This is a genomic window from Corynebacterium glyciniphilum AJ 3170, assembly GCF_000626675.1.
GTDB classification, from domain to species: domain Bacteria; phylum Actinomycetota; class Actinomycetes; order Mycobacteriales; family Mycobacteriaceae; genus Corynebacterium; species Corynebacterium glyciniphilum.
In genome coordinates, this window is sequence record NZ_CP006842.1 from 1,884,913 (window position 1) to 1,902,147 (window position 17,235).

General features: G+C 61.7%; 21 protein-coding genes and 1 pseudogene. 11 read left to right on the forward strand and 11 right to left on the reverse strand.

The annotated features are described in order from the left end of the window. Positions 1-2 precede the first annotated feature (2 nt). Positions 3-815 carry a polyprenol monophosphomannose synthase gene (locus CGLY_RS08855; RefSeq protein ID WP_038548664.1) on the forward strand — a complete coding sequence of 271 codons (813 nt, stop codon included), beginning with the start codon at positions 3-5 and terminating at the stop codon, positions 813-815. Here CGLY_RS08855 and CGLY_RS08860 read toward each other — a convergent pair. After that, positions 812-2,278 (reverse strand): HNH endonuclease signature motif containing protein, encoded by a 1,467-nt coding sequence (locus tag CGLY_RS08860; RefSeq protein WP_144313658.1) that lies wholly within the window; start codon positions 2,276-2,278, stop codon positions 812-814. The genes CGLY_RS08855 and CGLY_RS08860 overlap by 4 nt on opposite strands. Before the next feature lie 139 nt (positions 2,279-2,417). Next, positions 2,418-2,789 carry an RNA polymerase-binding protein RbpA gene (locus tag CGLY_RS08865; protein ID WP_038548667.1) on the reverse strand — a complete coding sequence of 124 codons (372 nt, stop codon included), beginning with the start codon at positions 2,787-2,789 and terminating at the stop codon, positions 2,418-2,420. A gap of 138 nt (positions 2,790-2,927) precedes the next feature. Here CGLY_RS08865 and CGLY_RS08870 point away from each other — a divergent pair, with 138 nt between their 5' ends. The 4 genes from CGLY_RS08870 to mgtE are packed head-to-tail and all read left to right on the forward strand — an operon-like array spanning position 2,928 to position 5,581. Next, positions 2,928-3,287: a hypothetical protein gene (locus CGLY_RS08870; protein WP_038552222.1), complete on the forward strand. Its 360-nt coding sequence runs from the start codon at positions 2,928-2,930 to the stop codon at positions 3,285-3,287. Positions 3,288-3,321: 34 nt separating this feature from the next. After that, positions 3,322-4,008 (forward strand): YceI family protein, encoded by a 687-nt coding sequence (locus CGLY_RS08875; RefSeq protein ID WP_038548670.1) that lies wholly within the window; start codon positions 3,322-3,324, stop codon positions 4,006-4,008. A gap of 20 nt (positions 4,009-4,028) precedes the next feature. Then, on the forward strand, positions 4,029-4,214 hold the full coding sequence (locus CGLY_RS08880) for a hypothetical protein (protein ID WP_038548673.1): 186 nt from the start codon (positions 4,029-4,031) through the stop codon (positions 4,212-4,214). Positions 4,215-4,246: 32 nt separating this feature from the next. Then, positions 4,247-5,581, forward strand: a complete 1,335-nt coding sequence (mgtE, locus tag CGLY_RS08885; protein WP_038548676.1) for a magnesium transporter — start codon at positions 4,247-4,249, stop codon at positions 5,579-5,581. A 766-nt stretch (positions 5,582-6,347) separates the two neighbouring features. Here mgtE and CGLY_RS08890 read toward each other — a convergent pair. After that, the gene (locus CGLY_RS08890; protein WP_038548679.1) at positions 6,348-7,268 is read right to left on the reverse strand and encodes a Dyp-type peroxidase; all 921 of its coding nucleotides are present in this window, start codon (positions 7,266-7,268) and stop codon (positions 6,348-6,350) included. A gap of 266 nt (positions 7,269-7,534) precedes the next feature. On the opposite strand from CGLY_RS08890, the gene CGLY_RS08895 reads away from it, so the two are divergent. From CGLY_RS08895 to CGLY_RS17385, 3 genes and pseudogenes are all read left to right on the forward strand, one after another. Continuing rightward, entirely contained in the window at positions 7,535-8,179 is a 645-nt protein-coding gene (locus tag CGLY_RS08895) for a DUF1345 domain-containing protein (RefSeq protein WP_052539950.1), read from the forward strand. Positions 8,180-8,391: 212 nt separating this feature from the next. Then, positions 8,392-8,552: pseudogene (locus tag CGLY_RS17380) on the forward strand (IS481 family transposase); the annotation flags it as partial. A 316-nt stretch (positions 8,553-8,868) separates the two neighbouring features. Further along, the gene (locus CGLY_RS17385) at positions 8,869-9,300 is read left to right on the forward strand and encodes a hypothetical protein (protein ID WP_144313659.1); all 432 of its coding nucleotides are present in this window, start codon (positions 8,869-8,871) and stop codon (positions 9,298-9,300) included. Between the two features lie 62 nt (positions 9,301-9,362). Here the strand turns inward: CGLY_RS17385 and CGLY_RS08900 are convergent, their stop codons facing one another. Together CGLY_RS08900 and CGLY_RS08905 are read right to left on the reverse strand one after the other, a co-directional pair. Continuing rightward, on the reverse strand, positions 9,363-9,884 hold the full coding sequence (locus CGLY_RS08900; RefSeq protein WP_038548682.1) for a mycothiol transferase: 522 nt from the start codon (positions 9,882-9,884) through the stop codon (positions 9,363-9,365). A 55-nt stretch (positions 9,885-9,939) separates the two neighbouring features. Continuing rightward, positions 9,940-10,287 carry a DUF952 domain-containing protein gene (locus tag CGLY_RS08905; RefSeq protein ID WP_038552229.1) on the reverse strand — a complete coding sequence of 116 codons (348 nt, stop codon included), beginning with the start codon at positions 10,285-10,287 and terminating at the stop codon, positions 9,940-9,942. A gap of 67 nt (positions 10,288-10,354) precedes the next feature. On the opposite strand from CGLY_RS08905, the gene CGLY_RS08910 reads away from it, so the two are divergent. The 3 genes from CGLY_RS08910 to CGLY_RS08920 are packed head-to-tail and all read left to right on the forward strand — an operon-like array spanning position 10,355 to position 12,057. Further along, a complete protein-coding gene (locus CGLY_RS08910; protein ID WP_038548685.1) occupies positions 10,355-10,579 on the forward strand; it encodes a Rid family hydrolase in 225 nt (74 codons plus the stop codon). A gap of 31 nt (positions 10,580-10,610) precedes the next feature. Further along, entirely contained in the window at positions 10,611-11,741 is a 1,131-nt protein-coding gene (locus CGLY_RS08915; protein WP_038548688.1) for an aminotransferase class V-fold PLP-dependent enzyme, read from the forward strand. A 10-nt stretch (positions 11,742-11,751) separates the two neighbouring features. Then, a complete protein-coding gene (locus CGLY_RS08920) occupies positions 11,752-12,057 on the forward strand; it encodes a thiamine-binding protein (protein ID WP_038548691.1) in 306 nt (101 codons plus the stop codon). A gap of 24 nt (positions 12,058-12,081) precedes the next feature. Here CGLY_RS08920 and ligD read toward each other — a convergent pair whose 3' ends face one another. The 6 genes from ligD to CGLY_RS08950 are packed head-to-tail and all read right to left on the reverse strand — an operon-like array spanning position 12,082 to position 17,231. Then, entirely contained in the window at positions 12,082-13,371 is a 1,290-nt protein-coding gene (gene ligD, locus CGLY_RS08925; RefSeq protein WP_038548694.1) for a non-homologous end-joining DNA ligase, read from the reverse strand. Between the two features lie 27 nt (positions 13,372-13,398). Beyond that, positions 13,399-14,409: an isopenicillin N synthase family dioxygenase gene (locus tag CGLY_RS08930; protein ID WP_227590227.1), complete on the reverse strand. Its 1,011-nt coding sequence runs from the start codon at positions 14,407-14,409 to the stop codon at positions 13,399-13,401. Between the two features lie 28 nt (positions 14,410-14,437). Continuing rightward, on the reverse strand, positions 14,438-15,019 hold the full coding sequence (locus CGLY_RS08935) for a hypothetical protein (RefSeq protein ID WP_144313660.1): 582 nt from the start codon (positions 15,017-15,019) through the stop codon (positions 14,438-14,440). A gap of 13 nt (positions 15,020-15,032) precedes the next feature. Continuing rightward, entirely contained in the window at positions 15,033-15,599 is a 567-nt protein-coding gene (locus CGLY_RS08940) for a hypothetical protein (protein WP_038548700.1), read from the reverse strand. A 22-nt stretch (positions 15,600-15,621) separates the two neighbouring features. Further along, complete coding sequence (locus tag CGLY_RS08945; RefSeq protein ID WP_038548703.1) at positions 15,622-16,413, reverse strand: class I SAM-dependent methyltransferase; 792 nt, start codon at positions 16,411-16,413, stop codon at positions 15,622-15,624. Further along, on the reverse strand, positions 16,410-17,231 hold the full coding sequence (locus tag CGLY_RS08950; protein ID WP_052539951.1) for a thioesterase family protein: 822 nt from the start codon (positions 17,229-17,231) through the stop codon (positions 16,410-16,412). Before CGLY_RS08950 ends, CGLY_RS08945 begins: the two co-directional genes overlap by 4 nt. Positions 17,232-17,235: the final 4 nt, after the last annotated feature.

Genomic DNA, 17,235 nt, shown 5'->3' on the forward strand with positions numbered 1-17,235 from the left:
GGTTGGCTACGGGACATTCGACACACCCCAGTGACCGCACCCTGGTCATCATCCCGACGTACGAGGAGTTGGAGAATCTTCCGCTCATCGTGGGTCGCCTCCGCGCGGCTGAGCCCGAGCGCGTGGATATCCTCATCGTCGACGACAACAGCCCGGACGGTACCGGGCAGCTCGCCGACGAACTGGCCGCCGCCGATGGACACATTAATGTGCTCCACCGTAAGGGGAAGGGCGGGCTCTGCGGTGCCTATGTCGCGGGTTTCCGATGGGGCCTTGACCGCGATTACCAGGTCCTGTGTGAGATGGACGCCGACGGTTCCCATGCCCCTGAGCAGCTCGACCGGCTTCTGAGCCAGATTGACGGCGGTTCGGACCTGGTCATCGGGTCGCGTTATGTACCCGGTGGCAAGGTCGTCAACTGGCCGTGGAACCGGTGGTTCCTGTCGAAGGCGGGGAATATCTACATCTCCATCGCGTTGGGCGGTGGCCTTTCCGACATGACCGCCGGCTACCGTGCGTACCGTCGGTCACTGGTGGAGTCCCTGGACCTCGATGAGTTGTCGAACGCGGGGTACATCTTCCAGGTCGATCTGGCGTTCCGCGCGGTCGAGGGCGGTTTCGCCGTGGACGAAGTGCCGATCACCTTCACCGAGCGCGAGATCGGCGAGTCCAAGTTAGCCGGTAGTTTCGTCAAGGACAGCCTGATGGTGGTCACGGCATGGGGCATCCGCCACCGTGCTGCCCAGGTCAGCACACTTGCCGGGGCATTCTGGCGGCTGGGGAGGGATTCGGTCCGGCAGAAAATCGGACGTTAGAACGGCACCTCTTCCGCACGTGCTCTGCGTGCTGCGGCGAGTACCGCCTTCTGGGCTTCACGTTCTGCCAACCGTCGCTCGTTGTGCTCCCGGACCGTCCGGTAGCGTCTGGTTGCCCGGGTGGCAAAACTCGTTCTGGCGAATCCTGCGAGAGGACCGGTCGGTTCAGTGACGTAGGCGTGCCCGTCATCGACGCTGGACCACATCACCGCACCGTCGTCGGCTTTCGTCGCATCCACCCAACCGAGCGTCTTGAGGAGATGGTGGGTGCGGCACAGAGGCTGGAGGTTCCTCGTGTCGGTCGGGCCGCCGGAGTCCGGGTCGGCATGGTCGAAGCGGCGTACATGATCGATGTCACACTTCGCCGCAGGAACCTCACACCCAGGGAAAGTACAGCTGGTGTACACCCCCTCGAGGAACTCCACCATTTTCTTGGTGGGAGTGTAGGCGTCGGTGCCCTCGTGGCCGGGAATCCGGAGGTGGGTGACGCGGTCCATGAATGCGTCGGTCGCCATCGCATCAAGCCAGTGGCCACCCGAGGTCGCCACGACGTCACTGGTGATCTCGCGGTAGATGTTCAGGGTCACTCTGATGTCAGCGGTGCCGCGGACCAGGTGAAGCAGACCGTCGGCGCGTGAGCAGGACATTTCACGGCAGACCGCATCGAGAACGGCGACCAGTTCTTCAGCTTCTTCAGGTGGGAGCGTCGCAGTGATCACGGTGGCACAGGGATCATAGGTGTCAACACCCACCCGGCGGGTCAGTGTGCCACAGTTACGGGGATCAATACCGGCGGGCGGCTCGACGGTATCGGTCGTCCGGACCGGCTCCGTCGTCCCGATCACCTCAGCGCAACGTACGGGTGGTGGTTCAGGATCCGTGCGGTCGACGGGGCGCGCGAGCTCATCGATCCCGTGCACTGCCTTGAGAATCTTCTTCACCATGGCACGCGGCCCCGGTATCACCTGCCTGTCCCGTCGGGGAGTGAGGACTGTGATCAAGGCTTTCTCCGCTGCGTCGGTGTCGTCAGGTCGGATACCGTCCGCGCTGCGAGCGAGTAACCGAAGATGATCGAAGCTCAGCATCCCCCGCAGCAGGTGGGCTTTGAGCCGCGGCATGCGGGCGCACAGCAGCCCGATATCCGTGTAGGTTTCAGCCCGGCTCCGCGTCAGCGACAGCCTGGCCTGAAGTCGCGCATGATGGGCCACAACATCGGCGGTGCCGTGCGGAGCGCACTGGACAGCGATCTCGATCATGGCACGGTTCATCTTTCTGACGGCGACAGCAGCGGTGTCCGTCGATGTCTCGATCGACCACCGTCGGAACCTGAACGAAGGTTCGTACAGTTCACCCCAGTCAATGAGGATTCCGGAAACGAACACGAGATCAGGGTGTCCCGGCCTGGCCTGTGGAGGGGCGTGCTCGGGAGGCGGGGGAGCAGGCAGTGACGATGAGTCATCCATGTCGAACACACTACCGATAGGGGAGGACACAGAATGATTCGACCGAGGATAAACCGAACATATGATCGAAAAACAAGAAACGAAAATGAAAGCCCTCCGACACCACCGGAGGGCTTCTACCAGGCCATCATCGCAGAACTCAAGAGTTCGCGGCCTGCTCCTTCATGAGCTTCATCGCCGTACGACGACGCTTACGCAACAGTTCGATGCGCTCCTCGAGGAGCACATCGAGCTCTTCGAGGGAACGGCGCTCACGAAGCATATCCCAGTGGGTACGGGCCGGCTTCTGCGGCTTCGCGTCCTGACCGACACCCTCGATGAGCTGGCCGAGCTGACCGTTCTTGCACATCCACTCGCTGGGGATCTCTGCGTCATTGGCGAAAGCGACCTCGAAGATCTCACCGGATTCAGTCTGGTATTTGGTCATCTGGCGGGGGGCCAGGTCGTGGTCACGGTCTGTCTCATAGGACACCGCTCCCATTCGGCTGCCACGCAGTACACGATCTGCCATCGGTGCATCACCCTTCTCATCATGCGGACGTGGTGGGTCATTCGTCCGATACAACGGACGAGACGCCCGAATAATTCCCGGGCGACACCACAATGCTCAACCACAACACTCTACCGCAGAAGTGCAATGATGGACGACATGACCGACCACGCCACTGACGCACAGCGGACGACTCCTCACCGGTGTGCATGGTGCAGCCGCGAAATCGCGCAGGAGGGCCCCGGACGACGGCGTCGCTACTGCAGTCAGTCCTGTCGTCAGCGCGCCTACGAGCAACGTCAGTCCCTCAAGGACACCACGATTCCTGCAGACTCGGTCATCCTCTCCAGAACCGCCGCAGAAGAACTCACTGACCGTCTCTTTGAGGTCCGCTGTGCAGCGGAAGATATTCGGGCAGCCGTCGCCGACGGCGAACCGTCCGACAGCGTCATGGAGCTTTGTCAGGAACTCGTCACCCTCGCCAGGGACGCGGAGGGGGTCCGGGGGAGAAGCGAATAGGGTTCACGGGCAGGGGCGGCTAGCATGGACAGACATGCGGAAAGGTATCGTCACGCTGGTCGTTGTCACAGTCGTCGCACTGGCCATCGCCATTGTCGGCCCGCCGGTGTACAGGCTTCTCACCAGTGAGGGACTACAGACCGCATCCATTGCCGACGGAAGTGGCGAACCAGCCACCGTGGGCTTGGACGGGCATTGGGATGTCGTAAGCGGAGCAGGGGAGAACTCCACCGAGGCCGGGTACACTTTCGATGAGGTGCTGCCTGGCCAGGAGAAGTCCACATCCGGCAGGACCTCAGAGGTCAGCGGTGACCTCGTGGTGGCGAACGACGTCCTGGAGGAGGGCAAGGTGACGGTCGACGTTGCCAGCATCGAGTCTGACATCGAGAAACGTGACATCCACGTCCGCGACAACATCCTGCACACAGATCAGTACCCTGAAGCGACGTTCACAATCTCCGACCCCGTGGATCTGTCGTCCCTTCCCGAGGACGGTAGTGTTGACACGGTAACCATCAATGGCGAACTCACCATGCACGGCAAGACCAATGATGTCACCGCTGAACTGACTGTTCTCAGGACAGGGGAGAACGTGATCGTGCAAGGCCAGGTGCCAGTGGAACGAGAAGCATTCGGAATTGTCACTCCGGAGTTCGTCGCCTCGCAGATCGCCGAAGAAGGCACCGTTGACCTGCTGCTGGTCTTCGGGCTACAGAGCTGACCTCCTGAGAGGACAACAACATGGACAGAGACGTCATGGTCTTCACCCGGTGGATCCGGCTCGTCGCCCTCGTCGCAGCCACGGGATTCATGCTGTTCACCGGCGGTACGCTGGCATATATTTTTGCCGCTGTCTGCGTGGCATTCCTCGGTGTCACGGTGTGGCAGCTCCTGAAGCTGTACAGAGACGACCGGTACCGTACGTAGCATCAGGAGATTCATAGACTTCAGGAGGTCCCATGGGACACGACATCACTAGCCTTCTGGAGCGCCAGGAAGTGGCCACCTTACAGGCCGAGCTCAAGGCGATGACGACGGTCGCCATCGCCGATGAGATGTCACGACGGAGCACCGACGAGCAAGCGGTGATCTTCCGACTTCTCGACAAAGACCGTGCGATCCAGGTATTCGAGTATCTGGACGTCGTCCACCAGGCCGAGCTGATGACGGGATTGCGGGATACGCGTTTCGCGGACCTGTTGCTCAACTTGCCCGACGATGACCGTGCACAACTGCTTGGGGAAATGCCTGCGGCTGTTGCCGCACGCATGATGACAGACCTCCCCGAAGACCGCCGTAAAATCACTGCGGAGTTGCTGGGCTACCCGGACGAGTCAGCCGGACGCATGATGACTCCGGTATCTACGGTTATCGACGTGGGAAACAGCAGGGAACAGGCACTGAAGAAGCTGCGTGGCCGCGAACTGAGGAACCGCGATATAGCGGTTCTCGCTGTCACGGATTCCACGCGGCAGCTCGTCGGCGTCGTAAATCTCGCCTCGTTGGTGACCGCCGCCGACGGCACCCCGGTTTCCGAGCTGATGAACGTCGAGACCCATGCCGTCAATGCCACCGAGGACCAGGAGATCGCTGCACGGCTCGTTCAGGAAGCCGACCTGCTCGCATTGCCGGTCGTCGACGATGAGGGTCGTTTCCTCGGCATGATCACCGTCGATGACGCCATGGAGATTCTCGAACTGGAGGTTACCGAGGATGTTTATCGCTCCGGTGGCTCCGAGCCGCTGAAGCAGCCGTACCTGACGGCGACGGTCTTCCACCTGGCCCGCAAACGCGGCGTCTGGCTCCTGGTACTGATCCTGACGGCCGTGCTGACGGTCAACGTCATGTCCTTCTTCGAAGACACCTTGGCGAAGGTGGTTGTCCTGGCGACCTTCGTGCCGATGATCACCGGCACGGGCGGCAACGCAGGATCACAGGCCGCGTCGTCGGTGGTTCGCGCGCTTGCCGTTGACGAGGTCCGGCCGCGCGACATCTGGAGGGTGATCTGGCGAGAAGTTCGCGTCGGATTCATACTGGGCGTCTTCCTCGGCGCATTGATTTTCCCGTTCATCACGCTGTTCTATGAATGGCGGATCGGAGCGGTGATGGCTCTGACGATTGTGGGCATCTGCACGTGGGCATGCATCGTCGGTGGCGTACTCCCGCTAGTCGCCCGAAAGATCGGCGTGGACCCAGCTGTGTTCTCGACACCGGTGGTCTCGACCCTGGTGGACGCGACCGGCCTTGTCATCTACTTCAGCATCGCCCAGGTAATCCTCTCAAGCATGTTGTAAGCCTGCGGAGCACGGGGAAAAGGAGTAACCCTCGTTACGTCACAGTGACGTAACGAGAGTTACCTGCCGCAAGCGCTCGGCACGGAGACAGACGCTGCCATGAAGCCATGAAGCGACGTCGCACCCGCGGGCTTCACGTCCTACCTCAGGACGGCACCCTTTACCCGTCCGGTAACGAAAGCCAGGCGCGGACGCCCTAGCCGGAACCACGCAGACGATCAGGCTCCCGATGACAACCCCAACCCGAAGGCAAGAGGCGGCAGAGCGGGAGTCTCAGGACATCGACGTGCGGCGCAACTGGCACCTGACGAGATGTACCACAGGTACGGGCCGGGCTCCCACCCCGTCGACCACAAACCCTATTCCGCCGATAATATACATTATGACACTTCGGCGATCCGCAATTGGGAATAGACCGTGTTCAGTGGCCTCAAAAGGAAGAGACCGCCCGATAATACCGACAGTCGCAATCCCCTGCCGCCTAGAACTCCACACAAACGACGACACGGCGTACCCGTTCACGAGGAGCTGTCTAACATGCGGTCTTATGCTCCGAGCTTCTCCTACGGCACGCCCCGCTAACGCCACCCTCATCGGTATCCGGCGGTGGATTGCCACCTCCCTCCTCTCTTCCATCCCCGCCTGTGAACACCTCCAGATCATCCTGACGCGGAGACCGAGCCGTGGAACGTTGTCGATCAGGTCCCACAAAACCACGAACGAGGTCCAAAACCTGACCAATCATGATTTCGCCGCAAGGCGAATATCAGAGTGACGATAGGAATTCCACAGAAGGAACGAAGTACAAACTTCCGGTGGTTGCCGCGGAGAAGTCGAGGATACGGTCGTAGTTACCGATGGGATTCCCAAGGAACATGTTGCGCAACATCTGTTCAGTAATCCCGGGATCTTTGGCGTAGCCAATGAAGTAGGTGCCGAAATCTCGGTCTCCAATGGAACCGAAGGGCATGTTTTCCCGGAGTATGCTGAGGTCATTTCCGTCATCATCGCTGATGTCATTCAGCGCAATATGAGAGTTAGAGGGTTTAACATCATCGGACATTTCGATATTATCTACCTTTGTCCGCCCGATAACACGTTCTTGCCCCTCAGTTGACAAACTGTTCCATGCTGTCATGTCATGGAGATACTTCTGGACGATAACATAACTCCCGCCGAGGAAGTCAGGATCCTCAGCACCGACTGTGACAGCCTTACGCGCGTCGTCGCCTTCCGGATTCTCTGTCCCATCGACGAATCCCAGCAAATCACGTTCATCAAAATATTTGAAACCGTGTACCTCGTCAACGACTTCTGCGTGGCCGTCTAACCTGCTACTGAGATGTGCAGCCAGTTCGAAACACAGGTCAATGTGGTCTGCACGCAGATGGAAGAGTAGATCACCCGGAGTGGAAACCGCGGTGTACTGGTCGCCGCGAATCTCTTCGAACGGGTGCAGGGAAGTTGGCCTGCTGTCGGGAAAAACTTGATCCCAGAGGCGGGAACCGACACCGACAATACCTATCAACTCATCACTCGGAGCCCGGAAAGACACCGATCGCGTGAGACCGGGAAAATCGGCAAGCAGCTTGCGTACTGCGCTCAGGGATGCGCTATCGTCATGGACGGTAAAAACGAGAAACATCGATGTTCTTGCGGGAAGTGCACATACTTGTTGTGAAGGCACGGTGAAAGTCCTCTTCTATGTTCAAACTGGGGTGTCACCCTGTCATGTCGTCGCACCGAGTCGCTGCAACCGACATTTCGTCGTGCGGCAGTCCGTGGCTACTGCCCACGATTGTACAGCTTCCCCAACAGGAAACGGCCATCTGGAGGCCGTGATAGGCGGACAGATGGAGAGGGGGTTGCTAAACTACGCGATACGCAACCCAGGAGAAGACATATGGAACGGAACACACGGCGACCCGCCTGCGCCGTCGGCGGGACCGACACATGACGATGCCCCTACTGCGAACCACAAAAATCCAGGTACTCATCGCCATCATCATCGGCGGACTGGGCTACCTCGGATTCAGTTACTTCGTGGGCCAGGCATTTGGACTATTAGGTGGCATCACCCTAGGTGAAGTCGTCTTCCTGGTACTGTCGACATCTACTCTCTGGCCGATGGATGCGTCACAGACTCAAGCCAATGTGACCCGCGAGGACCTTGCACCGATCGCCGACGAGGTGCTGGTAGCCTTGGTTTCTTTCCTTGCGATGGTCAGCGTGGTCGCCCTTCATCTGGGCACGGCTGGCGGTCAGAATGGCTATATCGTCGAGGCGGTGATGACGCTCGTCGGCGTATTCGGGGCCTGGGCGTGCGTACACCAGACCTATGCCGTGCATTACGCGTACCACTACTATACGGGGAAGGATGGCGGTGTGGACTTCGGTTCAGAAGAGAAACCGTCGTTCGTCGACTTCATCTACCTCAGTTACGCCGTCGGAATGACCTACGGTGTCACCGATTCGACGGTGACGTCCCGGGATATCCGGAAGATCGCGCTCCGGCACGCCCTGATTTCTTTCGTCTTCGGCATGGTGATTCTCGGTGCTGGCGTCAACCTCGTCACCGGCATAGTCGGGATCAGCTAAGTGTACTTCCCGGGGAGGTTGTGAACACCGTAGAGGATGACACATAAGGAAGATCTCCGGTAACCGTTGTGGGGCAACCACGCACCGACAACGCACAGGAGCTCTTCCGCGTCCCACCGTAACGCACCCCCTGACCGCCACCGGCAGGGCCCGACTGGTGTCGTTAGTCATTGACCACGACTGGAGTCATCGCCGCGCCTCTGAACGCTGCCAGGACGTACCAGCCGCAGACCAACGGCAAGGTCGAACGGCTCAATCGCACACTGATGAACGAGTGGACCTACGCGAGACCGTATCTCACCGAGCCCACGCCGCGATCGGAGGTCTGACTCCCCCAGCACGTGTTCACAACCTCACGGGGAACTACAGCTAGCAACAATCCTCCCGCGTCGTTCGGGGCCCTCGCCCCCGGCTTGAAACACGGTCGCATTCCCTTGAACGGATTTACCCTTCCCCTCGCAGTCGCCCTGAGATAGCGTCACTAGCAGACAACACATTCCGGAGGCAGGCACATGCCCTTCCGACGACTGCCAGCTAACCGACCTGACAGGACGCGTGTCCTCGCGAGCTTGGACGGTACGGTCAAGAAAATCTGACCGCCGGCGCCAGTCTCGTCTTCCCGGCAGCACAAGGGTGACTACGAGGCCCACCGGTCACGACCCCATCCGAACAGTTGAGGAATCATCACCATGAAAATTGCACCGAAGACACTCTTTGCCACTTTCACCGTCTTCTTCCTTTGTTCCGCGTGTAGCACCGAAGGAAAAGATCCAGTAGACCCACGCGACGGAGCAGAAGTTACCTTTAGCACGTACTCCTATGACGACGAAACTGGCGAAGAGGAAGCATTGTTCGAGGGAAAGCTTCACTATCCTAACGATGGCGGACGGGTTTATGGCGAGAGGAATGAGGGAACACAGTTTGGCATGGTCTTCCCCGAGGGAACGACGTACTCAACAGATAGTGACGTTCTAAAGTCCCCCGCACAGGTTGAAATACCGATCGACGATGATGTTTCCCTCGGAGGAGGTTACTACGATGCTTCATCTGGAGATGACAATCAAGATGATTTCGATGAGTACTTCTACGTTAATTCAGTCGACGGAGAGTCGATACGTTAATACTGAAGTCAACTAGGGCGTGCGGCAGATCAGATGAGAGCGGTCGGGCACTGTCGACGCGCCTACCCTCGAGCGCTGCTCCCCGCGTCAGTCCCCAGCACGTAAGCAGCCTGACCAAGGTGTATCACGGCATCGTGCAGGATACTGATGAGACGAACACCCCTGGTGACGGGCGGATCCCAGGCATCGTCGATGACCGCGTCGAGATCCGCGTCGTCCAGCGTCGAAAGATAGGCGTCCACTGCGTCACAGACGGCAGTCACATAGTCCGTGACAGGACCTGCCTCGGCTGCAGTCACATCCTGTGCCTGCGCGGGTGTCTGTCCGAATCCCATCGACTCGCCTGCGCCCTGAACACCGGAGGAACTGTCGTATCCCTCGGACGTCCAGACCTCTTCATCGGCCGTAAGTCCCGACAACTGCACATCAAGTTCCCTGCCGGTGTGCCAGAGCAGCCAGACTAACGAATTCGGGTGCCCCGCCGGGTGTGCGTTGACGACCTCCGTCGGGAGATCCCGGGGAATCTCCCCCACGGCTTCCCGCACACGCCCGGTGAGATCTTGCAGGATATCAGTCGCCTTCATACCACTCCACCGTACGCGCAGTGGGACTGTCGTGACCAGCGGCTGGAGTACGGACTCACCAGGCGAACCGACCGTCCTCTCCCAAAGCGGCCGGACGCAGGTCAACAATCCACTCCGGATTCAGTGCTCCGTAAATATGCGGATACCACTGTCCGTCGTCGCCCTGCTCCTCACGGACCTCCGTCCCGGAACGTCGGACAGCTTCCTCGTCGATGACCAGGACACACAGAGGGGCGGTCGCATCACGGTAGAAGCGTTCGGCAGTCGGCGCGACCTGCTCTTTCGTGGACGCGTGAATGAATCCGGTCTCATCCAATGACAGTCCTGACGTCGAGACCCGGTACTCCCCTTTTTGCAGAGCATCGGTCCAGTCAGAAACATGAGCGATATGGTAGATCGTCATTCCACCAAGCATGCCGCAGTCCGATGTCCGATGCACAGGCCTTTCCTCTGATTTAGGATACATCCCCATGGACCACTTCTTCAGCGCCACACTCCACCAGTCCGCGGCTCCATTCTCCCATTTGACCACTCACAACGGGGTGGCATACACGGCCGGCATCATCGGTCAGGACCGGTCGAGTGGCACGCTCGTCGCCGAAGACGTGAACAAGCAGCGTGCACTGATGATGGAGAATCTCGGCGTGCTCGAACACGTCAGATCACCGCGGCACCGCGGTCACCCCTCATGCTGAGAATGAGATCACTCTGTGGGAGAATAAGGTCATGAACCTCCCACACAATGATATCGACCCCGATGGACTGCTCGAGTACTCCGTCGTCTTCACGGACCGGTCCCTCAACCACATGTCGGCCCGGTTCACCAAGGTCATGCAGGATATCCGCGACGTGCTGATCGGCACCTACGACGCCGCCACCGTCGCCGTCGTCCCCGGCGGAGGCAGCTACGCCATGGAAGCCGTCGCCCGGCAGCTCGTCACCGACAAGCGCACACTGATCGTCCGCAACGGACTGTTCTCCTTCCGGTGGTCGCAGATCATCGAGGCCGGCCGGATCACCGACGACGTCACCGTCCTCAAGGCACGCCAGACCAGCGACGAGCCGACCTCCACCTGGGTTCCTGCCCCGATCGAGGACGTCGCTGCCGCGATCCGTCGTGAGCGTCCTGAGGTGGTCATTGCCCCGCACGTGGAAACGGCCGCCGGCATCCAGCTCACCGACAGCTACATCACCACCATGGCCGAGGCCGCCCACGAGGTCGGCGCGCTGGTGGTCCTCGACTGTGTCGCCTCCGGGGCCTCCTGGGTCTCCATGACCGACACAGGCGTCGATGTCCTGGTCAGCGCCCCGCAGAAGGGCTGGAGCGGTACCCCCTGCGCCGGTTACGTTATGCTCAGCGAGGCAGGGCGTGACGCGGTGAACAAGTCCACCTCCTCCAGCTTCGCGGTGGACCTGAAGAAGTGGCTCTTCATCACCGATGAATACGGCGAAGGTCGTACCCCCTACCACGCCACGCTGCCGACCGACGGCCTGGCACACAACGCTGAACTCATGCTCGAGGCCCGGGAGCTCGGCCTGGAGAACCTGCGCGCGGCACAGATCGACCTCGGCGCCAAGGTCCGCGCCCTGCTCGACGAGCACCGCATCACCACGATTTCCAGCGGAGAGTTCGCCGCCCCCAGTGTTGTCGTCGCCTACACCGACGACCCTGCTATGAAGTCCGGTGCGAAGTTCAAGGAGGCCGGAGTGCAGGTCGCCGGCGGGGTACCGCTGCAGTGCGGTGAGCCGGAGGACTTCTCCACGTTCCGTCTGGGTCTGTTCGGTCTCGACAAGCTCGCCGACGTCGACGGCACCGTCGATCGTCTGCGGAAAGCTCTAGAGAAGATGGGGATGTAGGCTGACCGGTATGCTGTTCGCTTTTTCCATTGCCCCGGCAACGACCCCGGAGCCGGACGGTTCCATGGCCCACATCGTGGCCAAGGCGGTCGACGTCATTCGGGAGTCGGGTCTCCCCCACGAGACGACGTCAATGTTCACCACGATCGAAGGTGAGTGGGACGAGGTGATGCCGGTGGTCAAGCGTGCGTGCGACGCAGTCGGCGAGTACTCCCCCCGGGTGTCGCTCGTGCTGAAGGCGGACCTGCGTCCCGGGCACACCGGGGAAATCAGCGGAAAGGTCGAACGGCTGAACGCCCATCTCGACGAGCAGTAACGGGGCAGGTGGGGTCACCGGACCTCACTTCGTGGACATCAGATGCAGCAACCAGTTTCTGCTGTCGTCATTCATCCGTGTCCGGATCAGGGAGAACTTTTGTGGTTCCCCGCCGAGTCCTCCATTCTGTCGCCCGTATAAGGTCATGACGATCTCGTCGTCCCGCCATTTCTCGAGGCTGTAGGACCCCGCGTCCCAGATATCCACGGTGCCGGCACCGGGGCTTCCTTCGTCGATCCTGCCCTCGAATCCGCCGTAGCTGAGCGGATGATCCTCGGTCTGCACCGCCAGCCGGTTGGTTCCGGAGTCCCGGGGCACCCCTTTCGGCAGTGCCCAGGACACCAGCACGCCGTCATGCTCCAAGCGGAAGTCCCAGTGCAGGTGCGATGCATCATGTTCCTGGATGACGAAGGACGGTCCGCCGTCACCGGGGCCCAGCAGGACGTCCAACGGATCACCGGTGCTGAGCAGCCGGTCGGCGACCTGCCGGAAGCCGAGTTGCCGAACGCCACTGTCGATTTCATCCCAGGTACGGGGCGCTGCGACCGTCGGACGCGCCCGTCCGCGCAGTGAATAGGGTACGCACGTGGTTTTCACCCCGTCGTTCTGACTCCAGTCAATCAGGACTCTTCCCCGACGCTCTTCCCTGGCCATCCTGGACACCACGAGATCCGGGTGTTTCCCGGCGATATCGTCAGCGATGCGATGGACGATATCCCGGACGACGGACGGGCGGTGGCCTGAGGCCACCTCCGCGTAGACATGGATCCCGCTGCTGCCCGTAGTCACGGGTACTGACATAAGGTCGCGCGCATCGAGTTCTTCCCGGACGAGATGTGCAACGTCCGCGCACTGCGCCAGACTTGCCCCCTCACCAGGGTCAAGGTCGAAGACCATCCGGTCAGGGCCGTGAATGCCGCCACGCGGCCCGTAACGCCACTGGGGCGTGTGGATCTCGAGCGCGTCCAGCTGAGCGAGCCAGATGAGCGTGGCCGCATCATTGACCATCGGATAGCGGGTCAGTCGGGTCTGGTGCTCGAACTGCCGCGTTGTCACCCAGTCCGGCGCACTACCCGGACGCAGATTCCGCTCAAAGAAGAACTGCCCCGGGTGTTCGGCGGTCCCCACCCCGTCGACCCACCGCTTGCGAGTGGCTGGTCGGTCATGCGCATGACCCACCAGCCATGGAGCGACTGTGAGCAGGTAGTCGATGACGTCGCGTTTGGTGGTCCCGGTTGACGGGTACATCACCTTGTTCGGGTGTGTGACCCGCACAGAACGTCCGTCGACCTCAACGGTCTCGGCAGTACTCATGCCGCCAGTGTGGCACGATCGGGGAAGTCACGGAAGGGCTCTCACGGTCGCAGCCGCGTTACGCTCGCTGAAGTACTCCGCAGCCCGCACCGGCGCGTAGTCCGCTCCCCCACCGGCGGGAGGGGCGAGGGGTTCAACGACCTGGGTCATGTCAGGCTCCATGAACGCGATGATGCTGTACAGCTCCTCGGACGGCGCATCCTCACTCGGTGCCACGACACGGTGCCGGGTTGAACGCCACCGGTCCCCGGTCCATCGTGCCAGCAGGTCCGCGATATTGATCGTCAATGCCCCCTCGACATAGGGCGCGTCCTGCCATTCTCCGTCGGCGGTCTGGACCTGCAGTCCGCCGTAGCCGGGCTCACGGTCGAGGATCGTCACCAGCCCCCAGTCCGTGTGCGGAGCTATCCGGTACTGTCCCTGCTTGGCCCGTCCGACCACCGAGAGTGCCGGGTACCGGTTGATGTTGAAGGTGTGCGGCGAGTTTTCCGCCCGGTCGACAAAGTAGCGCTCGTCCAGCCCGAGCGCGGTGGCGAGCATTTCCAGCAGATCGCAGTAGAGCTCACGGGCTGCCTCTGCCCAGCGGGTGACCAGCGCTTCCAACGACGGAACCTCAACGGGGTACATGTTGGGGCGGAAGTACGCGGCGTCAATGCTCTTGTCACCGGTACGGTGATCACGACCGAAGGTGAGTGTCTCCTTGAGATCTGCCGTACCCGGGTCGGCCTGCTCGCCGTAGTAGGCGTTGGCTTCGTCACCGGTGCGTATCCAGCCGCGTCCTCCGACGACGGTCCGGTACTTCTCCTTGGTGGCGTCCGACAGGTGGAAGAACTCCGCCGCCGCAGCACGCAGCTCGGCGGACCATGTGTCATCGATGCCGTGCCCGCTGACCATGAAGAACCCGGAATCCTGCATGGCACGGTCCAGACGTTCAGCGAGTTCTCCACGGCGTTCCACGGGGGCGGTGCGCCATTCCGCGACATCGATCAGAGGAATATCCAGCATCGTGCCCGTCAAAGGTTTGCCTTTCTTGATCATGCAGTGTGGGCAATATCGTACACGCCCGTCACAGCCCGGCGAGGATCTCCTTCAGCACTGCACGCATCGTCTCGCGTTGTTCGGCAGACACCATGTCGGAGACGGTAAGCGTTACCGTCACCCGCGTCTGATTCTTCGGCGCCACCGCGACCTCAAGCGAGGCTCCGTCCTCGAGGGAGCAGCGCCAGTATGACCGTTTCGGTGTGTCAGAAACACGTGGCTCCCCGACCAGACACACAGTCGCATCGCCGGTGATCACCGCGCCGACCCGGTCGCGGACCGCAGCCGGGCTATCGTCCCCGGCCAACCCTGCTGTCGTTTTCGCGTCCACCGTGCGTGACGCCGCCACCTGGAAGTCCCCCGCACTCGACTGCCCGGTGACCCGACGGCCGATCTGCTTCTCGTAGGCCACTGTGGCCCCCTGCCCCCACCACCCCGGGTTGTCGACTCCGGAGCCGACCATCAGTGGATGCACCGCGGCCGCCAGGTCTGCATGGGATGACTCCGCGCCTCCGGCAGCCTCGAAGGCTCGGACCATGCTGTCCCAGGCCACTCCGGTGGCCTGTACCACCCGGGCGATCTCAGCGTCCACAGTTGACGTCCGCGGCACGATCCCGACGCCCCTACCTCACGCGGGCGGACTCGATACGCGTCGGCGCCACATAGGCCGTACCTGCGGTGCACAGGATCGCCCCGAGGGTGAGCAGCGTATTCCAGTCTCCGTCCAGCAGCCCACCGAGCAGGACATACACCACGCCCGCGGCGATCGCCAGGGCGAGGATCGCGGCGCCGAAGAGATTCTCGTTACCGGTGCCGACCACTGGTATATACAGCAGGCCGGCGAGAACGCCGACAATGCCGGCGATTGCCCCGTAGACCACCGCGGCACCCGGCCCCTGGGCGGCCCAGCCTGTGACGGCAGAGACGATGAGGTCGATCACCAGGAGGACGGCGAAGGAGATCACCGCACAGAGCACACCGAGGATCACCAGGTTGATGATGACCTTCTTGGTGTCGAAGCGTCCGGCCAGCAGGTTCTCGGGTTGTTGCCGGGGTGGCTGGGGCGACTGAGACTGCTGCTGGTAGCCCTGGTTCTGCCGCGACTGTTGCGGGGCGTACTGCCGTGTCGGCTCGTACTGCTGACCGTAGCCACGGTTCGGGTCCTGGCGGTAGGGCTGCTGGTTACTCATGCGCCCCAGTCTTCCACGCTGGTCACACCCGGATCAACAACTCGCCGTGCGGCATCACGAACACCGCGGCATCGTCTTCGCTCCAGGACCGCCATCCGGCACAGATCCGGTCGGTATCGTCCGCCGTGACGGCAGCAGACTCACAAGTGCGACGGATCCAGTTATCCGCCAGCCACGAGGCTCCCGCTCCGGCACTGTACTGCCACGTCGTCGTGCTGTAGGTGAGCTGCCCAGCGCTGAAACCTGCGGCGCGGGCCCACTGCGGCAGGTGCCGCCCTGCATCGGGCTCGCCCCCGTTGGCCCGTGCCCGACGCCGGTAGTCACGCTGCCATTCCAGAATTCCCTCCGGCTGCGGGTGGAAGAACATGCCCTCGTAGTCGGCGTCCCGTACCGCGACAATGCCGCCAGGGGCAGCGACGCGCGCGAACTCGCGCAATGCGCCGACCGGGTCACCCAGGTGCTGCAGCACCTGGTGTGCGACGACGACGTCGAAGGTCCCGTCCTGAAACGGCAGTGCCTGGGCGTCTCCGGTCATGAACACCGCACCAATGCCGCGACGGCGTGCCAGCTCCTCGGCAGCAGTCACGGGTGCCGGCGTGTTTTCCACACCGACGACCTGGGACGCTGACCCACCCTGGCCGGCGATGACCGCCGCAAGGTCCAGTGTGATCGATCCGTGACCACACCCCACGTCGAGAACACGGGAATCGCGGTGCAGGTACGGGAGGACGAATGCCAACGAATCCTGCGCAGTGCGCGTCAGGTGGTTGGCGAGAACCGCCGGGCCGTGTCCGTGGGTGTACTTCACGGTCACGTGAACCGGATTCCGGCGAACTGGTGGGACTGTGCGACGAGATTGCCTGCCGCATCCCACACGGTCGCAGATTCGTCGACCCGGTCGCCCTGGATGAGATTGGCCGTCAACAGGACGTTCACCGGTCCGGGCACAGGCACCGCACGGATGTAGGTCGACAGTTCGATGGTGGGGACCCAACCACCTGGCCTGATATCGAAGGGCGCCGGTGGCAGGATGTCTGCAGCGAGCAACAGGGACTCGGGGGTGAAGTTCTCACCGTCAGGCAGTTCCACCCATGCTCGGACTTCACCGAGTCCGCGGGGTTTTCCTTCTGTAAGAGCGGTCTGGCCGGGGTGCAGGTACAGCCCGGCGCGGTGGAGGATCTCCACGGGAAACTGCTCTCGCGGCGGTGTGAACCGCGTGCAGTCCGAGAACGGGGCTCCGGGATCAGGCAGGTTCAGCGTGGTCCAGTCGATATCCGCCGCCGTGAGCTCTCCGAGTGTGAACAGCGACTCACCGGTGATCTGGTTGGCCTGGATCATCCGGACACGAACCTGGGTGGTGGTCCGGCCTGTGCGCATACGTTCGGACACCAGCTCCACCGGACCGGGTCGTGGTGACCGCAGGAAGTGGGTTGACGCAGCGACGATATGCGGGTGGGAACCATCGTCGGTCGTTCCCCCGGCCTCGGCCTCCGCCACCGCAGCACGGGCCATGACGGTCTGCAGGTAACCACCGTTGGGGTTGCCCAAGATCGTCCACCCCGGGTCGATTTCGGCGGACCAGAGGTGGTCACCGGATGGTGTGACGGCACTGACGTCTGCGTATTCGCTCACTTGG

Bases quoted from the DNA above. Each gene is read 5' to 3' on its own strand.
- CGLY_RS17385 (WP_144313659.1), top strand. From the start codon at position 8,869: ATGAAAATTGCACCGAAGACACTCTTTGCCACTTTCACCGTCTTCTTC.
- CGLY_RS08865 (WP_038548667.1), bottom strand. From the start codon at position 2,789: ATGGCAGATCGTGTACTGCGTGGCAGCCGAATGGGAGCGGTGTCCTAT.
- CGLY_RS08895 (WP_052539950.1), top strand. From the start codon at position 7,535: ATGACGATGCCCCTACTGCGAACCACAAAAATCCAGGTACTCATCGCC.
- ligD (WP_038548694.1), bottom strand. From the start codon at position 13,371: ATGAGTACTGCCGAGACCGTTGAGGTCGACGGACGTTCTGTGCGGGTC.
- CGLY_RS08915 (WP_038548688.1), top strand. From the start codon at position 10,611: ATGAACCTCCCACACAATGATATCGACCCCGATGGACTGCTCGAGTAC.
- CGLY_RS08880 (WP_038548673.1), top strand. From the start codon at position 4,029: ATGGACAGAGACGTCATGGTCTTCACCCGGTGGATCCGGCTCGTCGCC.
- CGLY_RS08860 (WP_144313658.1), bottom strand. From the start codon at position 2,278: ATGGATGACTCATCGTCACTGCCTGCTCCCCCGCCTCCCGAGCACGCC.
- CGLY_RS08930 (WP_227590227.1), bottom strand. From the start codon at position 14,409: ATGATCAAGAAAGGCAAACCTTTGACGGGCACGATGCTGGATATTCCT.
- CGLY_RS08940 (WP_038548700.1), bottom strand. From the start codon at position 15,599: ATGAGTAACCAGCAGCCCTACCGCCAGGACCCGAACCGTGGCTACGGT.
- CGLY_RS08905 (WP_038552229.1), bottom strand. From the start codon at position 10,287: ATGACGATCTACCATATCGCTCATGTTTCTGACTGGACCGATGCTCTG.
- CGLY_RS08870 (WP_038552222.1), top strand. From the start codon at position 2,928: ATGACCGACCACGCCACTGACGCACAGCGGACGACTCCTCACCGGTGT.
- CGLY_RS08910 (WP_038548685.1), top strand. From the start codon at position 10,355: ATGGACCACTTCTTCAGCGCCACACTCCACCAGTCCGCGGCTCCATTC.
- CGLY_RS08875 (WP_038548670.1), top strand. From the start codon at position 3,322: ATGCGGAAAGGTATCGTCACGCTGGTCGTTGTCACAGTCGTCGCACTG.
- mgtE (WP_038548676.1), top strand. From the start codon at position 4,247: ATGGGACACGACATCACTAGCCTTCTGGAGCGCCAGGAAGTGGCCACC.
- CGLY_RS08920 (WP_038548691.1), top strand. From the start codon at position 11,752: ATGCTGTTCGCTTTTTCCATTGCCCCGGCAACGACCCCGGAGCCGGAC.
- CGLY_RS08900 (WP_038548682.1), bottom strand. From the start codon at position 9,884: ATGAAGGCGACTGATATCCTGCAAGATCTCACCGGGCGTGTGCGGGAA.